Raw genomic sequence first — 19,713 nt, 5'->3', positions numbered from 1 at the left:
GGCTGATCGCGTAGTGGCCCTCCAGACCTCTCGCCCGACCGCGCCCTGGGAAAGATCCGCATGAAAAGAATTTACTGGCTGCCCATCCTCGACTGGGGACGACGCTATACGGCCGGGTTGGCGCTGCAAGATGGCCTGGGAGCGATCATCGTTACGCTGATGCTGATTCCGCAAAGCCTCGCCTATGCCATGCTCGCCGGGATGCCACCGGTAACGGGTTTGTATGCCAGTATCTTGCCGCTGATCGCATACGCCCTGTTCGGCTCCAGCCGGACTCTCGCCGTCGGACCGGTAGCGGTGCTATCGCTGATGACCGCAGCGACGCTCGGACCGCTGTTCCCCTTCGGCAGCACCGAATATGTCGGGGCGGCAATGCTGCTCGCCCTCCTCTCGGGACTCATCCTGGCCGGCATGGCCCTGCTGCGGCTCGGTTTCATCGCCAACTTTCTCAGCCATCCGGTGATTTCCGGCTTCATCAGCGCCTCGGGCATTCTGATTGCCGTGGGCCAGTTCAAGCACATCCTCGGTATCCAGGCCAGTGGCGACAACCTGCTGGAGCTGCTGCCGCCACTGGCAAGCAACCTGGGTGGTATGCACGGGCCGACCGTGCTGATCGGGGTGTCCAGCCTGGTGCTGCTCTGGCTATCAGGTAGCCGGCTCAAGCCCTGGCTGATGCGCCTCGGCCTGCGCCCAGCCCTGGCCAGCAATCTGGCCCGTACGGCACCGGTGCCGGTGATCATCCTGTCCATCCTGCTGGTTGCCCTCCTGCAACTGGAGCAAGGTGGCCTCAAGGTGATCGGCAACATCCCCCAGGGCCTGCCGGCGCTGAGCTTACCGCCGCTGAATTATCCATTGATCCTCAAGCTGCTGCCGGCAGCCCTGCTGATAAGCCTGGTGGGCTTCGTCGAGTCGGTCTCGGTGGGCCAGACGCTGGCGGCCAAACGCAAGCAGCGCATCGAACCCGACAACGAATTGCTCGGGCTAGGCGCTTCCAATCTGGCGGCTGCGTTCAGCGGGGGATTCCCGGTGACGGGCGGCTTCGCCCGCTCAGTGGTCAACTTCGAGGCCGGCTCCCGGACGCCCATGGCCGGCGTATTCGCAGCAGCCGGCATCGCCATAGGCGTCTTGCTGCTGACCCCCTTCCTGCATAACCTGCCCCAGGCCGTGCTGGCCGCGACCATCATTGTCGCGGTGCTACGCCTGGTTGACCTGAACTCCCTGGTGCGCACCTGGCGCTATTCGCGAGCGGACGGGGCGGCACAGCTCGCCACCCTCGCAGGCGTGCTGCTGTTCAGTGTCGAGAGCGGTATCCTGCTCGGCGTTGGCTTGTCGTTGCTGCTCTTCCTCTGGCGCACCAGCCGCCCGCACATGGCTGTTGTCGGCCAGCTACCCGGCAGTGAACACTTCCGTAACGTCGAGCGCTTTAGCGTGCGGCAAAGCCGGCGCGTTCTGTCGCTGCGCATCGACGAGAGCCTGTATTTCCCCAATGCCCGCTACCTCGAAGAGCGCATCGCCGAACTGACCAACCAGCACCCGGACATCGAACACCTGGTGCTGATGTGCTCCGGGGTAAACCTGATTGACGCCAGTGCGCTGGAGAGCCTGGATGCAATCGCCGAACGCCTGCGCTCGTGTGCGATCCAGCTGCACCTGTCCGAAGTCAAAGGCCCGGTGATGGATCGCCTGAAGCGCTCGCATTTCGTGGAAAGCTTCGCCGGTCGCATCTTTCTCAGCCAGTTTCAGGCGCTCAGCGAACTGGATCCCCACAGCATGCCACCCGCCGCCACTGAGGTACTCGCCCCGAATCGCTAGGGGTGCTGTCGCAAAATTACCGCTCCGATGACACCGGCGCAGCCCTAGGCCTGCCCGCAGCGGCTTGAGCAATGGCTTATGGCAAGACAGCACACCAGCCCTCTCCCGCCGGATGCCCACCCGGGTAGCTCAGGCATGCGCGTTCGCCGTAAGCCTGCCCGGTACATCGTGGCAGCAGTGGCACAGTCGAGCGCAATCCTCTGCCACCCGAGAAAGGCGCTGCCCCCCCCAACGCTGGGGGTTCCTCGTCTCCCCAAGCGCACTAGTCTGATCAGCAGGTTGAACCGAACGCTGTGCGTGATGCGCCAGAGGCCGGTTGCACCACACGCTTAGCGACACGCGTAAGGAATGTTCGAGGTCATCCGGCCGAAACGATTGCCGAGACGGGGCATACAGCATGGTTAGAAAGGTTCTGGTCACAGGGGTAGCGATGATGCCGTTCACTGCGAACGGTAGTCCTGCAGAACCCGCGGCATTGGCAGCCGGCGCGGTGCAGCTGTGTCTGGCCGATGCCTGCATCGATTTCGAGCTGATCGACCAGATTTTCACCGCCAACGCGCATGCCGGAGCCGCCGTTGGCGAGCACGCCATGCGCAGTTTCGGCCTTACCGGCACGCCTCTGGTCAGCATCAGCGATGGCGAGATGTCCGGCTATACGGCCTTTCACCTGGCGCGCCAGTGCGTACTCTCCGGCGAAGCCGAATGTGTTCTGGCGGTCGGCTGCGAAGCCTTGTCCAGCGACAGCGCCGGTCGCACCTCGTGCGGCCTCGACGCGGTTCCCGAAACCGACCGTGAAAGCCTGCTCGTCAGCCAGGACCTGCGGGATCTGCTGATGCTCAGGCAGTTTCCGGAGAAACTGTTCGCCGCCCAGATGAGCGCCCTGCAGGCGCTTCTGGGGGGGGCCGCGGCTGTCAGCGAGCGCGTGCTCGCTCAAGCGCACCGGCAGGCCCGACTCAACCCCCATGCCCTGCTCAACGCCGACCAAGACTATCTGGGTGAGGGCGCGCCCTACCTATGCCCGCCGGCCAACGGAGCCGCAGCCGTCCTCCTGTGCAGCCCCGAATTCGCCCGGCGCTATGGTTTGCGCGCCGACGTGGCCAGCCTCGCCAGCGTGCGCGGCAGCGATACCGAGGGCGACCTGCAATCACTGTCAGTACTCGATGTGCTGGGGCGCGCGGCGACCCGGCGGGTTGCCTGCCAGGCCTACGAACACGCCGGCCTGGGCCCCGAGGACATCGATGTGGTCGAGTTGCATGACCATAGCGTGGCCGACTACCTGATCGGCTGTGCAGCCCTGGGTTTCTGCAGCGAAGCGCAGATGGACTCATTCAGCCGGGGCCGCCACGCCGGTGAAGATGGTCAGGTGGCAATCTGCCCCTCCGGTGGTCTGCTCGGCCGGGGCCATGCGCCCGGGGCTAGCGCTCTGGCACAACTGGCTGAACTGGTCTGGCAATTACGCGGCGAAGCCGGCGCGCAACAGATCAAGGGGGCTCGCACAGCCTTACAGCACAGCTGCGCATTTGGCCGTACCGTGTCGATCGGGATTCTGCAGCGGACATCCTAGCCAACGCCGCAAGCGACGTTGCCGGGTCGGCAACAGATAAAAGTGGTACCGAAAACTCACAAAGAGAGGTGGGAAAGCCCCATGAAATACAACAACAATAAGATCAACCTCCAGCGCGGAATCCTGGCCACGGCAATCCTCGCCGCGCTCGGCATTTCTCCGACCCATGCCTTCGAACTCGAGACCGGCAGTGAAGACTGGTCAGTGCGCTTCGATAACACGTTCAAGTACAACTACGGCGTGCGCACCGAGAGCGCCGACAAGCGCATGCTGGCCACGCCGAACAACAACGACGGCGACTACAACTTCCGCAAGGCCGGCACCAATATAACCAACCGCGTCGACCTGCTGACCGAGTTGGACGTGGTGTACCAGAACCAGATGGGCTTTCGCGTCAGCGCGGCGAGCTGGTATGACAAGGCCTATGACAATGCGGGGTCGAATTCCAATCCGTTAGTCAACGGTAACGATGCAACTACCGGCCCTGCTAACCCGCTATCGCCCTTGTATGCACCTCTCGGTAGCTCACATCTAAGCCGCTACGCGCAGCGCTACTACAGCGGCCCGTCTGGCGAGATCCTCGATGCCTTCGTGTTCTACAGCGCCACCGTGGGCGAAGAGTCGATGTTCAGTGTCAAGGCCGGCCAACACAACGTGTTCTGGGGCGAGACCGTACTGAGCCCGGTGCACTCGCTGAGCTATGGTCAGGCCGGCCTGGATCTGGCCAAGTCCGCAGCTTCGCCGGGTACTGAGGCCAAAGAGCTGTTCCTGCCGCGCAACCAGATTTCCACCAGTTTCACCGTTAACTCGGAACTGACCCTGGGTGCCCAGTACTTCTTCAAGTGGGATCCGGCTCGCCTGTCCGAGGCTGGTACCTATTACGATGGTTCGGATGTGGTCGGCGTTGGTGCGCATAGCCTCCTGCTGGGCAATGGCTTTGCTGGGGGGGTATTTGCTGGGCCTACCGCTCTGACTACAGTACGCCGTGGCGACGATTACACGCCGGATGATCGTGGTGACTGGGGCGTGATGGCCAAATGGTCGCCCGAGTGGTTGGATGGCACCCTGGGTCTCTACTACCGCAACACTTCCGATGTGCTGCCGCAGGCTGTGGTGGATGGGCCTGGTTTCAATGAGGCTGCCCCGGCAACCGTCACTACTCTGGATTACAAGTTTGCCTATGGCGACGACATCGATATCTACGGTATCAGCCTATCCAAGGACTTCGGCGGCGTCAGCGTGGGCAGTGACCTGAATGTGCGCAGCAATATGCCGCTGGCCAGCATCCCGGCAATTTATGCGCCTTTCCTGCTGGACAACGTAGGGCTACCTGCACGCAATCCTGGAACAGGTGTGGTTGGTGTTGCTCCGCGCGACGGCGCGAGTATGGCCGCTACCGGCGACACCCTGCACTGGACTCTTAACGGTCTAGTGGCCATCGCAGAAACACCATTCTTCGACTCCGCCAGCCTGCTGGGCGAGCTGTACTACAGCAACCTGCTGTCCCTCGATAGTAAGAACGAAGCGCTGTACAAGGGCGAGGACACCTACCGCGGCGTGGACAAGGCCACCCGCGACAACTGGGGCATCGCCGTCAACTTCACGCCGACCTGGTATCAGGTATTCCCGGGCGTGGACTTAACCGCGCCGATTTCCGTCAACCTCGGCATCGATGGTGTGTCGCCGGTGCAGGGCGGTGGTGCGGAAGACACCGGCACCTATTCCGTCGGTGTCGGCGCGGCCATCTACAACCAGTACTACGTCGACCTCAAGTACGTGGATGCCTTTGGCGAAGCCAGCAAGTGTGAAGACGGCCTGAATGATGGTTCGACCCCTAACGCTCTCAACCCAACCGAGCTCTACACCTGCTACCCCGGCGGCTACAGCTCATTCAGCGGCGCCGGCGCCACCGAAGATCGCGGCGCCATGTACCTGACCTTCAAAACCACCTTTTGATGCTCGCACTACAACAATAAGCGGAGAGAATCGAGATGAAATTTTTCTATAACGTGCTGGCCGCCTCACTGGCGACCATCATTGCCGGCCAGGCGCATGCCGCCGTATCGGCGGCAGAGGCAGCCAAGCTCGGCGCTGAGCTGACCCTGATCGGTGCGGAAAAAGCCGGCAACGCGGATGGCTCCATTCCCGCCTACGAGGGCGGTCTCACTACCCCGCCAGCCAGCTACAAACCGGGCGAAAGCATGCGCCCGGATCCATTCGCTGGCGAAAAACCCGTGCTGGTTATCGACGGCAAGAACGTCGAACAGTACAAGGATCAACTGACCGCCGTAACCGCCGAACTGGCCCGACGTCATCCCAGCTTCCGCCTTGAGGTCTACCCGACGCACCGCAGTGCATCCATCCCCCAGGGTGTGCTGGACAATACGCTGAAGAACGCCACCACGGCCACAGCGGTGGAAGGCGGCAACGCCATCGAAAATGCGCTGCCGGGAACCCCCTTCCCAATTCCGCAGTCGGGCGCCGAAGCCATGTGGAACCACCTGCTGCGCTACCAGGGAGTGAATCTCGCCACCAAGTACGACAACTGGTTTGTCGACAGCAGCGGCCGCCCCAGCTTGGCCACTACCGGCGATGCCTGGATCAACTATGCGGTGTACGGCGACTTGAGCAAGCCGATGCAGGCCAAGGACACCTACTACCAGATCAAGCTGATGTACACCGGCCCGGCTCGCCGGGCCGGTGAAGCCATTATGCTGCGCGACGCAGTCAACCCCCTCACCCAGCCACGCCGCGCCTGGCAGTATCTGCCTGGCGTACGCCGGGTAAAGCTGGCGCCAAGCCTGGCTTATGACACCCCCAACCCGGGTTCTGCCGGTGCGGCGACCTACGATGACGCCTTCGTCTTCATTGGCGCGCTCGATCGCTATGACTGGAAGCTGGTGGGCAAGCAGGAAATGTTCGTCCCCTATAACGCCTATCGCGTAACCTATGAGGCCGATACTGCCAAGCTGCTCACGCCCAACCACATGGAATCGAGTTCCGTACGCTGGGAGAAGCATCGCGTCTGGGTGGTCGAAGCTACCCTCAAGGAAGGTGCCCGCCATATCTACCACAAGCGCCGCTTCTACCTGGACGAGGACACCTGGGTGGCTCTGGCCTCTGACCAGTATGACGCCCGTGGTCAGCTGTACCGTGGCAGCTTCAGCTTCCTCAGCCAGAGCTATGACCAGCAAGTTCCAGACGCCTCGCCCTACATCAACTATGACCTGATCGGTGGCGGCTATAGCGTCACAGGCCTGACCGGCCCGTATGGCGGTATCAAGTACGTCAAGGCAGTGTCCAACGCACAATGGTCGCCTGACTCGCTGGCCGGCGCCGGAATTCGCTGAAGCTTCCCCCTGCCTAGATAAACCAGGCAGTTTTTGGTGCCGGACTGCATATCCATGCACTCCGGCGCCCTTTTTCCAAGAGGACGCAGTATGTGCTCCTGTAACAACAAGATTAAGCAGCTGGCACTGTCTGCCATGCTGACCTTGCTGCCGGGCTTTGCTCAGGCGACCAGCTACGTTGACGTGCTGGACCTGCCGGCCAAGCCGAGTGCGCTGGCACTGCGCAGCCCCCTGCTGGACGTTACCCGTGCGGGTGAGCGTTTGGTGACCGTTGGCCAACGCGGCCACATTCTGTATTCCGACGATGCTGGCCATTCCTGGCAACAGGCCCAGGTGCCGGTCAGTGTCGACCTCAATGCCGTTTATTTCGCCTCATCCCAGCAAGGCTGGGCGGTGGGCAATGACGGCGTGATCCTGCACAGCAGCGATGCTGGCGTCACCTGGAGCAAGCAGCTCGATGGCCGCCAGATCGGCGAACTGGTGCTCAAGCACTACAGCGCGCTGGCTGCTGCCGAACCGGCCAACGAACAGTGGGCGATGCTGGCTGGAGAAGGCCAGCGTCTGCTCGACGAAGGCGCCGACAAGCCGTTCCTCGATGTGTGGTTCGCTGACGAGCAGCAGGGTTACGCGGTGGGCGTGTTCAACCTGATTCTGCATACCCGCGATGGCGGGCGCAGCTGGCTGCCGTTTCAGGATCGCACCGAGAACCCTCAGGGCCTGCATCTGAACGCCATCGCCTCGACGGGCGATGCGCTGTACATCGCCGGCGAGCAGGGTCTGCTGCGCAAGTGGGACGCCATTCTCGAACGCTTCATCGCACTGGAAACGCCTTATCAGGGCAGCTTCTTCGGCATCACCGGCAAGCCTGGTGAGGTTCTGGTCTACGGCCTGCGCGGGCATGCCCTGCGCAGCAGCGATGGTGGCTACCTCTGGCAGAGCCTGGAGGCACCTCTGCAGATCAGCTTCAGTGCTGCCCTGGTCGATGCCCAGGGGCAATACCGTCTGTTTACCCAGGCGGGCCACCAGTTGCTCGGTAGCTCCGAGCAGAACGCCCTGCAACTGTTGCCACAGCAGCAGCAAGCTCCGGTCGCCGGTGCCGCGCAGGCTGGCAACGGTGCCCTGATCCTGGTTGGTGCGCGCGGCGTACGCAGCCTGTCTGCCGAATAACCAGAAGAATTAGAGCGAGTACCCTGACATGGGCAAAATCCAACAAGACACCATGCCGGTGATCCGTGATGTGCGCGATTTCGATGCGCGCACCGGCAACCTGCTGGAGCGCACGGTATTCAACAACCGCGGGCTGTTCGTCCTGCTGATGGTGCTGGTCACTCTGCTGCTGGGCTACATGGGGCTGACCCGGCTGGAGTTGCGGCCCAGCTTCGAAAAGATGATTCCGCAGAGCCAGCCCTACATCCAGAACTTCCTGGAGAACCGCGACTCGCTGCGCGGCCTGGGCAACTCGGTGCGGGTGGTGGTGGAAAACACCCAGGGCGATATCTTCGACCCCGAGTACCTGGCGGTGCTCAAGCAGGTCAACGATGAGCTGTTTCTTGCCACAGGTGTCGACCGCGCCTGGATGAAGTCGCTGTGGAGCCCGGCGGTGCGCTGGACCGAGGTCACCGAAGAAGGCTTCCAGGGTGGCCCGGTGATGCCCGACAGCTACCAGGGTTCAGCGCAAGACATCGAGCAACTGCGGCAGAACATCAACCGCGCCGGCATCGTCGGTAGCCTGGTGGCCAGCGACTTCAAGTCGAGCATGCTGATCGTGCCGCTGCTGGACAAGAACTCGGCCACCGGCCAGAGCATCAACTACTACCAGTTTTCCAAGGTCATCGAAGAGCAGCTGCGCGATAAGTTCGAATTCGCCGGCGACAGCGCGGCGCGCCAGGCGGGCGAGGAGGGCACCGGCAAGTACAAGGTGCGGGTGATCGGCTTCGCCAAGTTGATCGGCGACCTGATCGATGGCCTGATCAAGGTCATGATGTTCTTCGGCCTGGCGGTAGTCAGTGCCTTTGTCATCATCCTGCTCTACACCCGCTGCATTCGCAGTACCCTGCTGGTGATCCTCTGCTCGCTGACAGCAGTGGTCTGGCAACTGGGTATCGTCGCCTGGCTGGGCTACGCGATCGATCCGTACTCGATTCTGGTGCCGTTCCTGATCTTCGCCATCGGCGTGTCGCATGCGGCGCAGAAGATGAACGGTATCATGCAGGACATCGCCCTCGGCACCCACAAGCTGGTGGCCGCGCGCTACACCTTCCGCCGTCTGTTTATCGCCGGGGTCACCGCGCTGCTGTCCGATGCGGTGGGTTTTGCCGTGCTGATGCTGATCGACATTCCGGTCATCCAGGAACTGGCCATCACCGCCAGCATCGGCGTGGCCGTGCTGATCTTCACTACCCTGCTGATGATGCCGGTGGCGCTGTCCTATGTCGGCGTAAGCGCCAGCGCCGCCGAGCGCGCGCTGAAGATCGACAACAAGGCCGCCCAGCACCGCGGCTTCGGCAAGCTGTGGGATCTGCTCGATCTATTCACTACCCGCAAGTGGGCAACCGGCGCCGTGCTGGTAGCCACCTTGATGGGCGTCGGCGGCTTCATCGTCAGCCTGCAGTTGAAAATCGGCGACCTCGACAGCGGCGCCCCGGAGCTGCATGAAGACTCGCGCTACAACCGTGACAACGCCTACATCACCAGTCACTACGCGCTGTCCAGCGACCTGTTCGCGGTGATGATCAAGACCGCTCCGGAAGGCTGCCTGAACTACCAGACCCTGATCCTGGCTGACCGTCTGGCCTGGGAGCTGCAGCAGCATCCCGGGGTGCAGGCCACCTCGTCGCTGGTCAATGCGGTGCGCCAGATTTCGGCTGGTTCCTTCGAGGGCAACCCCAAGCTCAACAGCATCCAGCGCAACCAGGACATGCTGAATTACGCCGCCCAGCAGGCCTCGGTGAACGCTCCGGAGCTGTTCAATACCGACTGCTCGGTGATGCCGGTGATTGCCTTCCTCAAGGACCACAAGGCTGAGACCCTCGACGAAGTGGTGGCCATCGCCGAGCGTTTCGCCCAGGAAAACAGCACCGAGGATCGTCAGTTCCTGCTGGCCGCAGGCAGTGCCGGGATCGAGGCAGCGACCAACATCGTGGTGCGTGAAGCCAACCGCACGATGCTGATTTACGTCTACCTGGCGGTGATCGTCTTCTGCCTGATTGCCTTCCGCAGCTGGCGCGCGGCCATGGTGGCCATCCTGCCCCTGGTGCTGACCTCGATCCTCTGTGAGGCACTGATGGTGGCCATGGGCATCGGCGTCAAGGTCGCCACCCTGCCCGTGATCGCCCTGGGTGTGGGTATCGGCATCGACTATGCGCTGTACCTGCTCAGTGTGCAGTTGCACTACCAGCGCCACGGCATGTCGTTGTCGGATGCCTACCAGAATGCAGTGGCCTTCACCGGCCGGGTGGTCGGCCTGGTCGGCATCACCCTGGCGGTAGGCGTGATCACCTGGGCCTGGTCGCCGATCAAGTTCCAGGCCGACATGGGCATCCTGCTGGCCTTCATGTTCCTGTGGAACATGCTCGGTGCTCTGATCCTGATCCCGGCGCTGTCGCACTTTCTGCTGACTGAGCGCAAGGCTTAGGCCCCAGCATGCTGGCTTTGCATCGCACCCGCTACCGCGCGCCATGCCTAACCCATATGGGCTGCGGCTTGATCAGCGTGCTGCTGACGCTGATCAGCCCGTTGGCAGGTGCGGATCAAACTCCGCCCCTGCGCGTGTGCATCAGTGATGTGGATGTACCGCCCTTCACCTACCGGGAGAAAACCGGTACGGCACATCAATTGGCACTGGACGCAGCATTGTTACTCGGCTGGCCAATCCGCGTCGAACGCCTGCCCTGGAAGCGCTGCTGGAACGGCACCGCCCAGGGACACTTCGACGCCATTGCGGTGATCACACGCTCTACCACCAACCTCGCGCATTTCGCTTTTCCGCAAGACAACAGCGGGGCCGTCGGGTTAGCCCGAATGGTGTTTATCCGCCAGCGCGGTAGCCCAGTGACTTGGGATGGCGAGCATATACACGGGCTGAGCGGCCCGGTGCTGTATATGACCGGGGTAACCCTGCTAGAAAATCATTTCAGGACGCGGCAGATATCGGCAGAGGACAGCCCCCAGACCATCGAAGCCATGCTGCGCATGTTGCTCAAGGGGCGCGGCAACCTGGCTGCAGATAGCGAGTCTCGCCTGCTACATGCCATCAACCAGCCCGAGTTTCAGGGGCGTTTTGAAATCCTCCCCCTTCCCATCATCGAAGAACCGCTTTATCTGGCCATCAACCCTACGTTCCATAGCAACCACAAGCAGCGGGTGGAGCAGTTGTGGGATGAAATCGCTCGGCAAAAGGCCGTCACTGCAAACCCATCCAATCTGCCTGAAGTGCCCTGATCGAACGGGTCATCTGACCATCTTCACTTCCAAGGAAAACCCATGCACAGTGCCATCAGCCACCTCCATGTTCGTGCCCGCGAACTGGCGCCTGGTTTTGTCGTCAGCCTGATCGTGGCTGCTGCCGCCACCTTTCTGTCCGAGCATTACGGCGCGCCGGTGATGCTGTTTGCCCTGCTGTTGGGCATGGCGCTGAACTTCCTGTCCGCCGAAGGTCAGTGCAAGGCCGGTATCGAGTTCACCGCCCGCACGGTGCTGCGTATTGGCGTGGCGTTGCTGGGCATGCGCATCACCCTGGAGCAGATTGTCGGCCTCGGCTGGCAGCCGGTGGCGCTGGTGGTGACGCTGGTGGTGGCGACCATCGGCGTCTCGGTGGTGGCGGCCAAGGCGCTGGGGTTCCAGCGCATCTTCGGCATGCTCACCGGCGGGGCGACCGCCATCTGCGGTGCTTCGGCAGCCCTGGCACTGGCCGCCGCGCTGCCCAACCACCCGCAGAAGGAACGCGCCACGCTGTTCACCGTGATCGGTGTGTCGGCGCTGTCGACCCTGGCGATGATCCTCTACCCGATGATCGCCAACTGGTTCGCCCTGTCGCCGCAGGAGGCCGGGATCTTCCTCGGGGCCACCATCCACGACGTGGCCCAGGTGGTCGGTGCCGGTTACAGCATGTCTGCAGAGACCGGCGACACCGCCACGGTGGTCAAGCTCATGCGTGTGGCCATGCTGGTGCCGGTGATCGTCGTCGCGGCCATGATCACCCGCATGCAGGGCGCCGATGCCAGCGGCAAGCGTCCGCCACTGCTGCCCTGGTTCGCCGTCGCCTTCGTCGTCCTCGCCTGCGTCAACAGCACCGGCTGGGTGCCGAGCCTGTTGCAGGGTGGGATCAACGAGTTGTCGCGCTGGTGCCTGGTGGTGTCCATTGCCGCCCTGGGCATGAAGACCCAGCTCAAGGAGCTGGCCTCGGTGGGCATCAAGCCGATTCTGCTGATGATCGGCGAAACCGTTTTCCTGGTTGCCCTGGTTCTGGCGCTGTTGCACTGGAGCCGATGATCACTGAAAAGTCCGGCCTGTCGCTATGAGGACAGGCTGTTGCTGTGTGTGGTGCACGGTCTGTACAGCATTGCTGATCAGTTGGTCGATGCATCATCGCCAGGCTCGGCAGATGAATATCCGAGCCGTGACATGGCGCTACCAGGAAACAGGCAACCGAAGAGACTCGACCGCGGCGCCCGCCTAGCTCCGCTCACCCACTGTGGCTTTTCTGTAGTGAGCCGGGGTCACCGCATGGGTCGCGCGAAAGCAGGCTGTGAGGTGGCTCTGACTACTGAAACCGCACTCCTGAGCGATTTGCGCAATGGGCATCGACGAGAGGGTCAGCAACTTGCGCGCCTGCTCCAAACGCACACTGAGAATATAGCGATGGGGAGGCACTCCCATCGCGTCTTCGAAAATTCGGCGAAAATGGGCAAGACTGACATCGGCGAGTTTGGCCAACGCCTCGGCAAGCAAGTCATCCGTCAAATGCTCATGAATATGGTTGAGCACTCGCTGCAAGCGGGCAAAATGTACGTGTCTTGGACTGATCCCGCGCGGGCTGGCGGTCGTCAGCACCCGAAAACTCTGCTCGAGCATGAGTGCCGCCAGTTGCTCCATGAAGCCCTGATCGGCAAGCCGCCCTTTCTGTAGTTCATTGACCAGCTGCAGTGCCAGCGCACCGACCAACTGGTCACTGAATGGAATTGGCTCGTTGCGCGAAGCACCCAGCAACTTCAGTCTCTGCATGGCGCTGCTGGCGCCATCGAGAAAATAAAACACGGCGAAATCCACCGTGCCTGCGTAGTGCCAGTGCGTGGGCACACCGGCCGGTAACAGCTGCGACTGGGTTGGCAGACTCAGGCTGCGCCAGTGGTCGATCTCCCCTTCCCGCACACGGCCGCCACCAAACTGGGTGACCAGGCTGGTCATGTCGTTGCCGGACACGGTGCGCTCTACCGTCTGATACAGGTAGCGCTCGACATAAAGCGGTGCCGAACCGCCTATGCGGCCCTCGACGATGGGGCTATGCCCCAGTTCCCGACGAACCTTCAGCCAACTCGGTGCAGGCATGCAAGCGTCCTCCATGGATTTTTTTTTTTTGACAAATATACGGGTCTTTGTTGAAAGCCGCGACGCGCTTCGACGCCTAGAGTGCAGGTCATAGACAAACCGAGTGCCAACACGAGGCCCACCATGAAACTAAGCAACCGGATCAATCTGCCTGACATTTCAATGACCGGCTTTGAAACGCCCCTGAGCGAGATCGAGCGCGGCATCCAGGACAGCGTGCATCGCTTTGCCAAGGACTTCATGCGCCCCCTCGGCCAGGAACTCGACAAGATGACCGCCGAGCAGGTGGTCGCCCCCGGCTCGCCGTATTACAGCCTGTTCAGCGAAGCGGCCAAGCTCGGCCTGGACTCCGATCTGCTGGCCGAACTGCCACCGGAAACAGCCGTGCGCGTCGAGTCGCTGATCGGCGAGGAAATGGGCTGGGGTGATGCCGGCCTGGCGGTTTCCCTGGCCGTGACCGCCTTCCCGACCGAGATGGCCAAGGTGGTCGGCAACCAGGAGCTGATCGACCTGTGCGCCGGCAAGATCGGCTGCTGGATGATCACCCATCCGGACAAGGGCTCCGACGTCGGCGCCTTCGATATGCAGCGCGAGTGGGTGCAAGGCCAGCCGGGCAACAAGGGCAACCTGTTCGCCAAGGTTGGTGAGCATGAGATCGTCATTAACGGCCAGTGCTCCGCCTGGGTCTCCAACGGTGCAGTGGCACAGGTAGCCCTGGTCTATATGACCGCCGACTATGGCGACGGATTCTACGATGCCCAGGGCCGCCCCAACGGAATCACCGTGATCGTGCCGCTGGATCTGCCCGGCGTCAGCAAGGGCAAACCGTTGGAAAAAATCGGCCAGCGCGCCCTGCCGCAGGGCGAGGTCTACTTCGATAACGTCAGGATCCCCAAGCGCTTCGCCATCGCCCTGCAGGACGAGTACTACGGCAATGTCGCCTCGGCCTGGTCCTTTGCCGGCACCCACATGTCGCAGATGTTCACCGGCGTGGCCCGCTCTGCCTTCGAACTGGCCTTGGCTTACTGCCATGAGCGCAAGCAAGGCGGCCAGTTGCTGATCAACCACCAGCTCACTCGCTACCGCATCGGCGACATGTTACGCCGCGTCGAGCTGTGCCGGGCCGTCGCCCGCCGCTCCCTGGCCTATGCCCGCCTGAGCCCGCAGGGCCATCCCTGGGCTACTGCCTCTGGCAAGGTCACGGTCACCCAGGAAGCCATGCATGTGGTCAGCGAAGCCCTGCAGATGTTTGGCGGCAACGGCCTGACCTGTGAATACCCGCTGGAAAAGCTGTTCCGCGACGCCCGTGCCGCGCTGATCGAGGATGGCGAGAACCACATGCTGACCACCCGCCTGGGTTACCTGGCGCAACAGCTGTTCGAAGACGGCTGGACAAAGAACTGATTTCCCGGCGCATAGCCCCACTAACAAGAAAGAGGAAAGAAAAATGGCTAAGTACCCAGTAGTTGTCTACGGCGCCAGTGGCTACACCGGCATGCTGACCATGGACTGGTTGATCGACCAGGGCATCCCCTTCACCGCCGTGGCGCGCAACGCCAAACGCACCCAGGAAATGATGGCCCAGCGCGTGGTGCGCCTGGAATCGGCCACCTACGAGATCATCGAGGCCGAACACAACGTCGAATCGCTGACCGCCGCCTTCAAAGGCGCCAAGGTGGTGTGCAACACCGTCGGTCCGTTCGTCAATTTCGGTCTGATCGCCGTCGAAGCCGCGCTCAAGGCCGGTTGCCACCACCTCGACACCACTGGCGAGCAAAGCTACGTGCGCCAGGTTCGCGATCAATTCGGCGAGCTGTATCGTCAGGCCGGCCTGCTGGTCTCGCCTTCGGTTTCCTACATGTACAGCTTCTCCGAAATCGCCGCCGAACTGGCTCTGGAAACCCAGGGCATCGACGCTCTGGAAACTGCCGCTATGTGCCGTGGCCCGCGCGAATCCGCCGGCGTCAGTATCGGCTCGGCCGCCTCGATCTTCGAACTCTTCCGCAACGAACAGTGCTACCTGTGGGATAAGAAGCTGGTGGCTCACCCGGTCACCGCGTCCTTCAACATCGTTGACCCCAACTTCATCCAGCCGGTGTTCTCCCTGCCCTGGAGCGGTACTTCGCTGCCGGTCTATTTCGAGCAGGACTCACGCGTACGCAGCTGCATCTCCAGTGTGGGCTTCTACGACAACAATGTGATGCAGATGGTCCACGCCCTGGCCCAGAAGTGGGAAGCCGAATACAAGCACCTGCCCAAGGAACAGCAGGATGCCGTGGTCAAGAGCCTGGTCGAGTCGACCACGCCGAGCATGCCGCCGCGCGAGCGCACCACCGTTCAGCGCAGCGTCGACGTCGCCATCGGCCGCGGCCAGCTGGCTGCCGTACGCGCCACCGTGCATGGCGTTGCCCCCTACATCTCCACCGGTGCCCTGCAGACCGCCGCCGCCATCAAGCTGATCGACGGCGAGACCAATAAGGTCGGCTTCGCCTCCGGCTCCAAGGCGTTCGGCCACCGCTACCTGCTCGGCTTCCTCGAGCAACGTGGCCTGGCTCGTGCCAGCGTCAGCCAGCTCTAACCACTCCCTTTTGGTGTGGCTTCCGAGTCTGGAAGCCACATCTGTCTTCAGGATTCTGAAATGGCCATCATCGATTTCTTCGACCGCGGCTGGCGCAGCAACCCGCAAGGTTCCGCCTATATCCAGGACGAACGCGAATACAGCTTCACCGAAGTCGGCGAACTGTCCTGCCGCATCGCCAATGCCCTGCTCGCCACCGACCTGCCCAAGGAAACCAAGGGCGCCGTCTGGGCTGCCAACGACGTCACTGCCTGGACCTGCACCCTCGGCCTGTGGCGCGCCAACATGTGCTGGCTACCCGTCGGCGCACGCAACTCGGCCGACGATAACCACTACGTGCTGGATGCCTTCGACTGCGAAGTGCTGTTCTTCCAGAAATACTTCGCCCCGGTGATCGCCGAACTTCAGCCGCGCCTGCCGAAGATCCGGCACTGGATCTGCGTCGACGGCAGCGCGCCGGAAATCATTGGCAGCCATAGCTTGCAGGACTGGATCTCCGGGCAAGCGGTCAGCAAGCCCAATGTCGCGGTCGACATGGACGATGTGGTGATGCTCTCTTCCACCGGCGGCACCACCGGCAAGCCCAAAGGTGTGATGAACACCCATCGCAGCCTGCAGACCTTCTGCGCCCACTTCATGATCGGCTGCCCCTACGGCGCCGAGGAAAAGCCGGTGAATCTGGCCGCGGCCCCCATGACCCACACCGCCGGCCTGCTGTCCCTGCCGGCAACTGCGCGTGGCGGCAGCGTGGCGGTCGTCACCAGCCCCGATCCGGCCGTGCTGCTGGCCGCCATCAGCAAGCACCGGGTCACCGAGCTGTTCCTGCCGCCTACTGTGATCTACCGCCTGCTGGATGTACCGGGTCTGCAGCACAAGGTCGACTTCTCCTCGCTGAAGTACCTGATGTACGGCGCCGCGCCCATGTCGGTGGAAAAGCTCAAGCAGGCCATCGAGGTGATAGGCCCGGTGATGATGGGGGGCTACGGCCAGACCGAATGTCCGGCTTCCATCGCCTACCTGCCGCCGGATGAGCATTTGCGCAACGGCCGGATCGCCGACGATGCGCGCCTGTCCTCGGTAGGCCGGCCCAACGCACTGATCCACTGCGAGATTCTCGACGACGACAACCAGATTCTGGCACAGGGCGAGACCGGCGAGATCTGCGTACGCGGCGACCTGCTGATGAAGGGCTACTACAAGGCGCCGGACAAGACTGCGGAAACCATCATCGACGGCTGGCTGCACACCGGCGACATCGGCCACATCGATACCGAAGGCTATCTGCATATCACCGACCGCAAGAAAGACATGATCATCTCGGGGGGCTTCAACGTCTTTCCGAGCGAGGTCGAGCAGGTGATCTGGGGCCACCCGGCCGTGCAGGACTGCGCGGTGATCGGCGTGCCCGATGCCGTGTGGGGCGAAGCGGTCAAGGCGGTGGTCGAGCTGAACGCTGGCCAGACCATCTCAGCCGATGAACTGATCGCCCTGTGCAAGCAGAAACTGGGGTCGGTCAAGGCACCCAAAACGGTCGACTTCATCGACACCCTGCCCCGCAGCCCGATCGGCAAGGTGCTGAAGAAAGACCTGCGCGAGAAGTACTGGCAAAACATCGGCAAGAAGATTTGAGCGACCCCCGTGCCCTCTGGCACGGGTTTTTTCTGCCTACAGAACCGTTGCGGACTCTCAAAACATCACTCCGCTGGTATGCCCAAAACCCGCAACAGCCGTCATAAGCCTTCCCGTTTGGCCGCCGAACTACGCTCTGCGTTGCATGATCAGAAGCTGTCGATGCCCCCTTTACCTGCTCGAGTCGGCCAGGATCATGATGGGCTGCAAGGGCGGCACCACTGTCGAGTCGATTCGACAAAGCTGGCAGCTGGGTGAAGTCCAACTGCTGAAGCAAGAATCCCACGTAGCCGCCTTCGTCTAACGGACAAGGCGGGGCGATAGCGCTGGAGAAAACCGATGTCCAAACGTCATAGCCGCAAACTGTTTATCTCCGCAGCACTCTTCAGTCTGCTAGCGGGCTTGCCCCTCTTGCTGGCCCCCGGCCCGGCCTCCGCCCTGTTGGGCTTGTCGCTCAACCCGGCAGCCATACTGTTCATGCACATAACCATGGGCGTGGTCGTGGTGTTCGGCTTTACCTACTGGCTCATCGCCCGGAATCCCGTACGTTATCGCCCCTACATCGGCCTCAGTATTGTCCTGAAGTTGCTGGTGGCCAGCGTGATCCTTGGCCACTGGCTCAGCGGCAACACCGGCCTGCACTTTCCGATCCTGGCCTTCGGCGATTTGATCTTCGCTCTGCTGTTCTGGCGCTATCTACGCAACACCAGCAGCCTGCAAACCGCCAGCGGGAGCAACGCCAGTTGACTCGCTTCGCACTGACCGCAAAAGGCAGACACTAAAAGTCAAGTGCCCACGCAGTAACCGACACACCAGCCCAGCAAGCCATCCACAGGAGTCATTCATGAGCACTATCTATATCGCTGGTATCGCCATGACCGTGTTCGGTCGCCACCTGGAACGCAGTCTGGACGACCTAGCCGGTGAGGCCCTGCGCGGTGCGCTGAAAGATGCCGGGTGCAGCACCCAGGATCTTGGCGCGGCCTACTACGCCGGCATGACCAATGGTCCCCTACAGGGACAGATTTCCATCCCCGGGCAAGTGGTGCTGAGTAAGCTCGGCATCGAGCAGATCCCCATCGTCAACGTCGAGAACGCCTGCGCTTCCGGCAGCTCGGCGATCAACCTAGCTGTGCAGTGCCTCAAAGCCGGCACCACTGACGTAGTCCTGGCCATCGGCGCCGAGAAGATGAACATCCCGGACAAGATGAAGGCCTTTGCCCTGTTTGAGGCTGGCTGGGATGTTTCCCGCGCCGAGGAGAACTACCAGATCCTGGTCAAGATGGGCGCGGGTATCACCCCGCCAGCCGGCTCCGAATCGGACAAGCCCTACAGTAAGTTCATGGCCATCTACGCCGCCATGTGCCGCTGGCACATGCACACCTATGGCACCACTCAACGTCAGATCGCTGCGGTCTGTGCGAAAAACCACCAACACTCGGTACACAACCCCTACTCGCAGTTCCGCAAGCCGTTCAGCATCGACGAAGTGCTGGCGGCCCCACCAATCACCTACCCGATCACCCTGCCCATGTGCGCGCCGCTCTCCGACGGTGCCGCCGCCGCGATTCTGTGTACGGAAGAAGGGCTGAAGCGAATCGGCGCCGACAAGAAGCGCTGCATCAAAATATCCGCCAGCGTCCTGCGCAGCTTCAGCAACCGCCGCCTGGACGAACCGGAAAAGCATGTCAGTCGACTCGCCGCCCTCCAGGCCTACGAGATCGCGGGCCTCGGCCCACAGGACATGCACGTCGCCGAGCTGCATGACGCATCGGCCATGGGCGAGATCATCCATGCGGAAAACCTTGGCCTGGCGCCTCTCGGCCAGGGCGGCGTATGCGCCGAGCGCGGCGAGTTCAGCCTCGGCGGGCGCCTGCCCATCAACACCTCCGGCGGCTTGGAATCCAAAGGCCATCCACTAGGCGCTACGGGCATCGGCCAGCTGTACGAACTTGTCACCCAGCTGCGCGGTGAGGCCGGCGCGCGCCAGGTTAAAGACGCCCGGCATGCGATCCAGGAGAATGGCGGTGGCCTGCAGGGAATCGAAGAGGCGGAAGTGGCCATCCACATCCTTAGTAGATAACCCCCCTCCAACCGGGCCAGCCGCCGAAGAATCTGCAGGAGCCGATGGAGGCCAGTCGCGACCGTGGGATACGCAGCCTGGCGCCGGTCTGTGCGAGAGCAGCCGCAGCCTAATCAAAATGGGCAACCGCAGATCCGTGTCCGGCATGCCG

Annotated in this window: 14 protein-coding genes; 13 read left to right on the top strand and 1 reads right to left on the bottom strand. The window is 62.3% G+C overall.

Annotation, left to right across the window (positions count from 1 at the left end; genetic code table 11):
* Positions 1-54 precede the first annotated feature (54 nt).
* The 8 genes from ACSQ17_RS07860 (at position 55) to ACSQ17_RS07825 (ending at position 12,216) form a co-directional block, all read left to right on the top strand.
* Positions 55-1,812, top strand: a complete 1,758-nt coding sequence (locus tag ACSQ17_RS07860; RefSeq protein WP_436070444.1) for a SulP family inorganic anion transporter — start codon at positions 55-57, stop codon at positions 1,810-1,812.
* A 397-nt stretch (positions 1,813-2,209) separates the two neighbouring features.
* A complete protein-coding gene (locus ACSQ17_RS07855) occupies positions 2,210-3,376 on the top strand; it encodes a thiolase C-terminal domain-containing protein (RefSeq protein ID WP_436068190.1) in 1,167 nt (388 codons plus the stop codon).
* Between the two features lie 81 nt (positions 3,377-3,457).
* Positions 3,458-5,332, top strand: a complete 1,875-nt coding sequence (locus ACSQ17_RS07850) for a DUF1302 domain-containing protein (protein WP_436068189.1) — start codon at positions 3,458-3,460, stop codon at positions 5,330-5,332.
* A gap of 35 nt (positions 5,333-5,367) precedes the next feature.
* A complete protein-coding gene (locus ACSQ17_RS07845) occupies positions 5,368-6,726 on the top strand; it encodes a DUF1329 domain-containing protein (protein ID WP_436068188.1) in 1,359 nt (452 codons plus the stop codon).
* Between the two features lie 90 nt (positions 6,727-6,816).
* The gene (locus ACSQ17_RS07840) at positions 6,817-7,893 is read left to right on the top strand and encodes a WD40/YVTN/BNR-like repeat-containing protein (protein WP_436068187.1); all 1,077 of its coding nucleotides are present in this window, start codon (positions 6,817-6,819) and stop codon (positions 7,891-7,893) included.
* 28 nt (positions 7,894-7,921) lie between these two features.
* The gene (locus ACSQ17_RS07835; protein ID WP_436068186.1) at positions 7,922-10,360 is read left to right on the top strand and encodes an efflux RND transporter permease subunit; all 2,439 of its coding nucleotides are present in this window, start codon (positions 7,922-7,924) and stop codon (positions 10,358-10,360) included.
* Between the two features lie 8 nt (positions 10,361-10,368).
* Positions 10,369-11,166: a substrate-binding periplasmic protein gene (locus ACSQ17_RS07830; RefSeq protein ID WP_436068185.1), complete on the top strand. Its 798-nt coding sequence runs from the start codon at positions 10,369-10,371 to the stop codon at positions 11,164-11,166.
* A gap of 42 nt (positions 11,167-11,208) precedes the next feature.
* Positions 11,209-12,216, top strand: coding sequence for a YeiH family protein (locus ACSQ17_RS07825; protein ID WP_436068184.1), 1,008 nt, complete (start codon positions 11,209-11,211; stop codon positions 12,214-12,216).
* Positions 12,217-12,399: 183 nt separating this feature from the next.
* Here ACSQ17_RS07825 and ACSQ17_RS07820 read toward each other — a convergent pair whose 3' ends face one another.
* Positions 12,400-13,272, bottom strand: a complete 873-nt coding sequence (locus ACSQ17_RS07820) for a helix-turn-helix domain-containing protein (protein ID WP_436068183.1) — start codon at positions 13,270-13,272, stop codon at positions 12,400-12,402.
* A 123-nt stretch (positions 13,273-13,395) separates the two neighbouring features.
* Between ACSQ17_RS07820 and ACSQ17_RS07815 the strand changes: the two genes are divergently transcribed.
* From ACSQ17_RS07815 to ACSQ17_RS07795, 5 genes are all read left to right on the top strand, one after another.
* Complete coding sequence (locus ACSQ17_RS07815) at positions 13,396-14,676, top strand: acyl-CoA dehydrogenase family protein (RefSeq protein ID WP_436068182.1); 1,281 nt, start codon at positions 13,396-13,398, stop codon at positions 14,674-14,676.
* A 43-nt stretch (positions 14,677-14,719) separates the two neighbouring features.
* Complete coding sequence (locus ACSQ17_RS07810; RefSeq protein ID WP_436068181.1) at positions 14,720-15,850, top strand: saccharopine dehydrogenase family protein; 1,131 nt, start codon at positions 14,720-14,722, stop codon at positions 15,848-15,850.
* A 60-nt stretch (positions 15,851-15,910) separates the two neighbouring features.
* Complete coding sequence (locus ACSQ17_RS07805; RefSeq protein WP_241474440.1) at positions 15,911-17,479, top strand: AMP-binding protein; 1,569 nt, start codon at positions 15,911-15,913, stop codon at positions 17,477-17,479.
* A 339-nt stretch (positions 17,480-17,818) separates the two neighbouring features.
* Positions 17,819-18,226, top strand: coding sequence for a hypothetical protein (locus ACSQ17_RS07800; RefSeq protein ID WP_203477139.1), 408 nt, complete (start codon positions 17,819-17,821; stop codon positions 18,224-18,226).
* 97 nt (positions 18,227-18,323) lie between these two features.
* Positions 18,324-19,562, top strand: coding sequence for a thiolase family protein (locus tag ACSQ17_RS07795; RefSeq protein ID WP_296277327.1), 1,239 nt, complete (start codon positions 18,324-18,326; stop codon positions 19,560-19,562).
* The last annotated feature ends 151 nt before the right edge of the window (positions 19,563-19,713 follow it).

This window comes from Pseudomonas sp. LjRoot71 (assembly GCF_964253255.1).
Taxonomy (GTDB): domain Bacteria; phylum Pseudomonadota; class Gammaproteobacteria; order Pseudomonadales; family Pseudomonadaceae; genus Aquipseudomonas.
The sequence above is the reverse complement of the archived record's forward strand: the minus strand, read 5'-3'. Positions and strand labels throughout refer to the sequence as shown.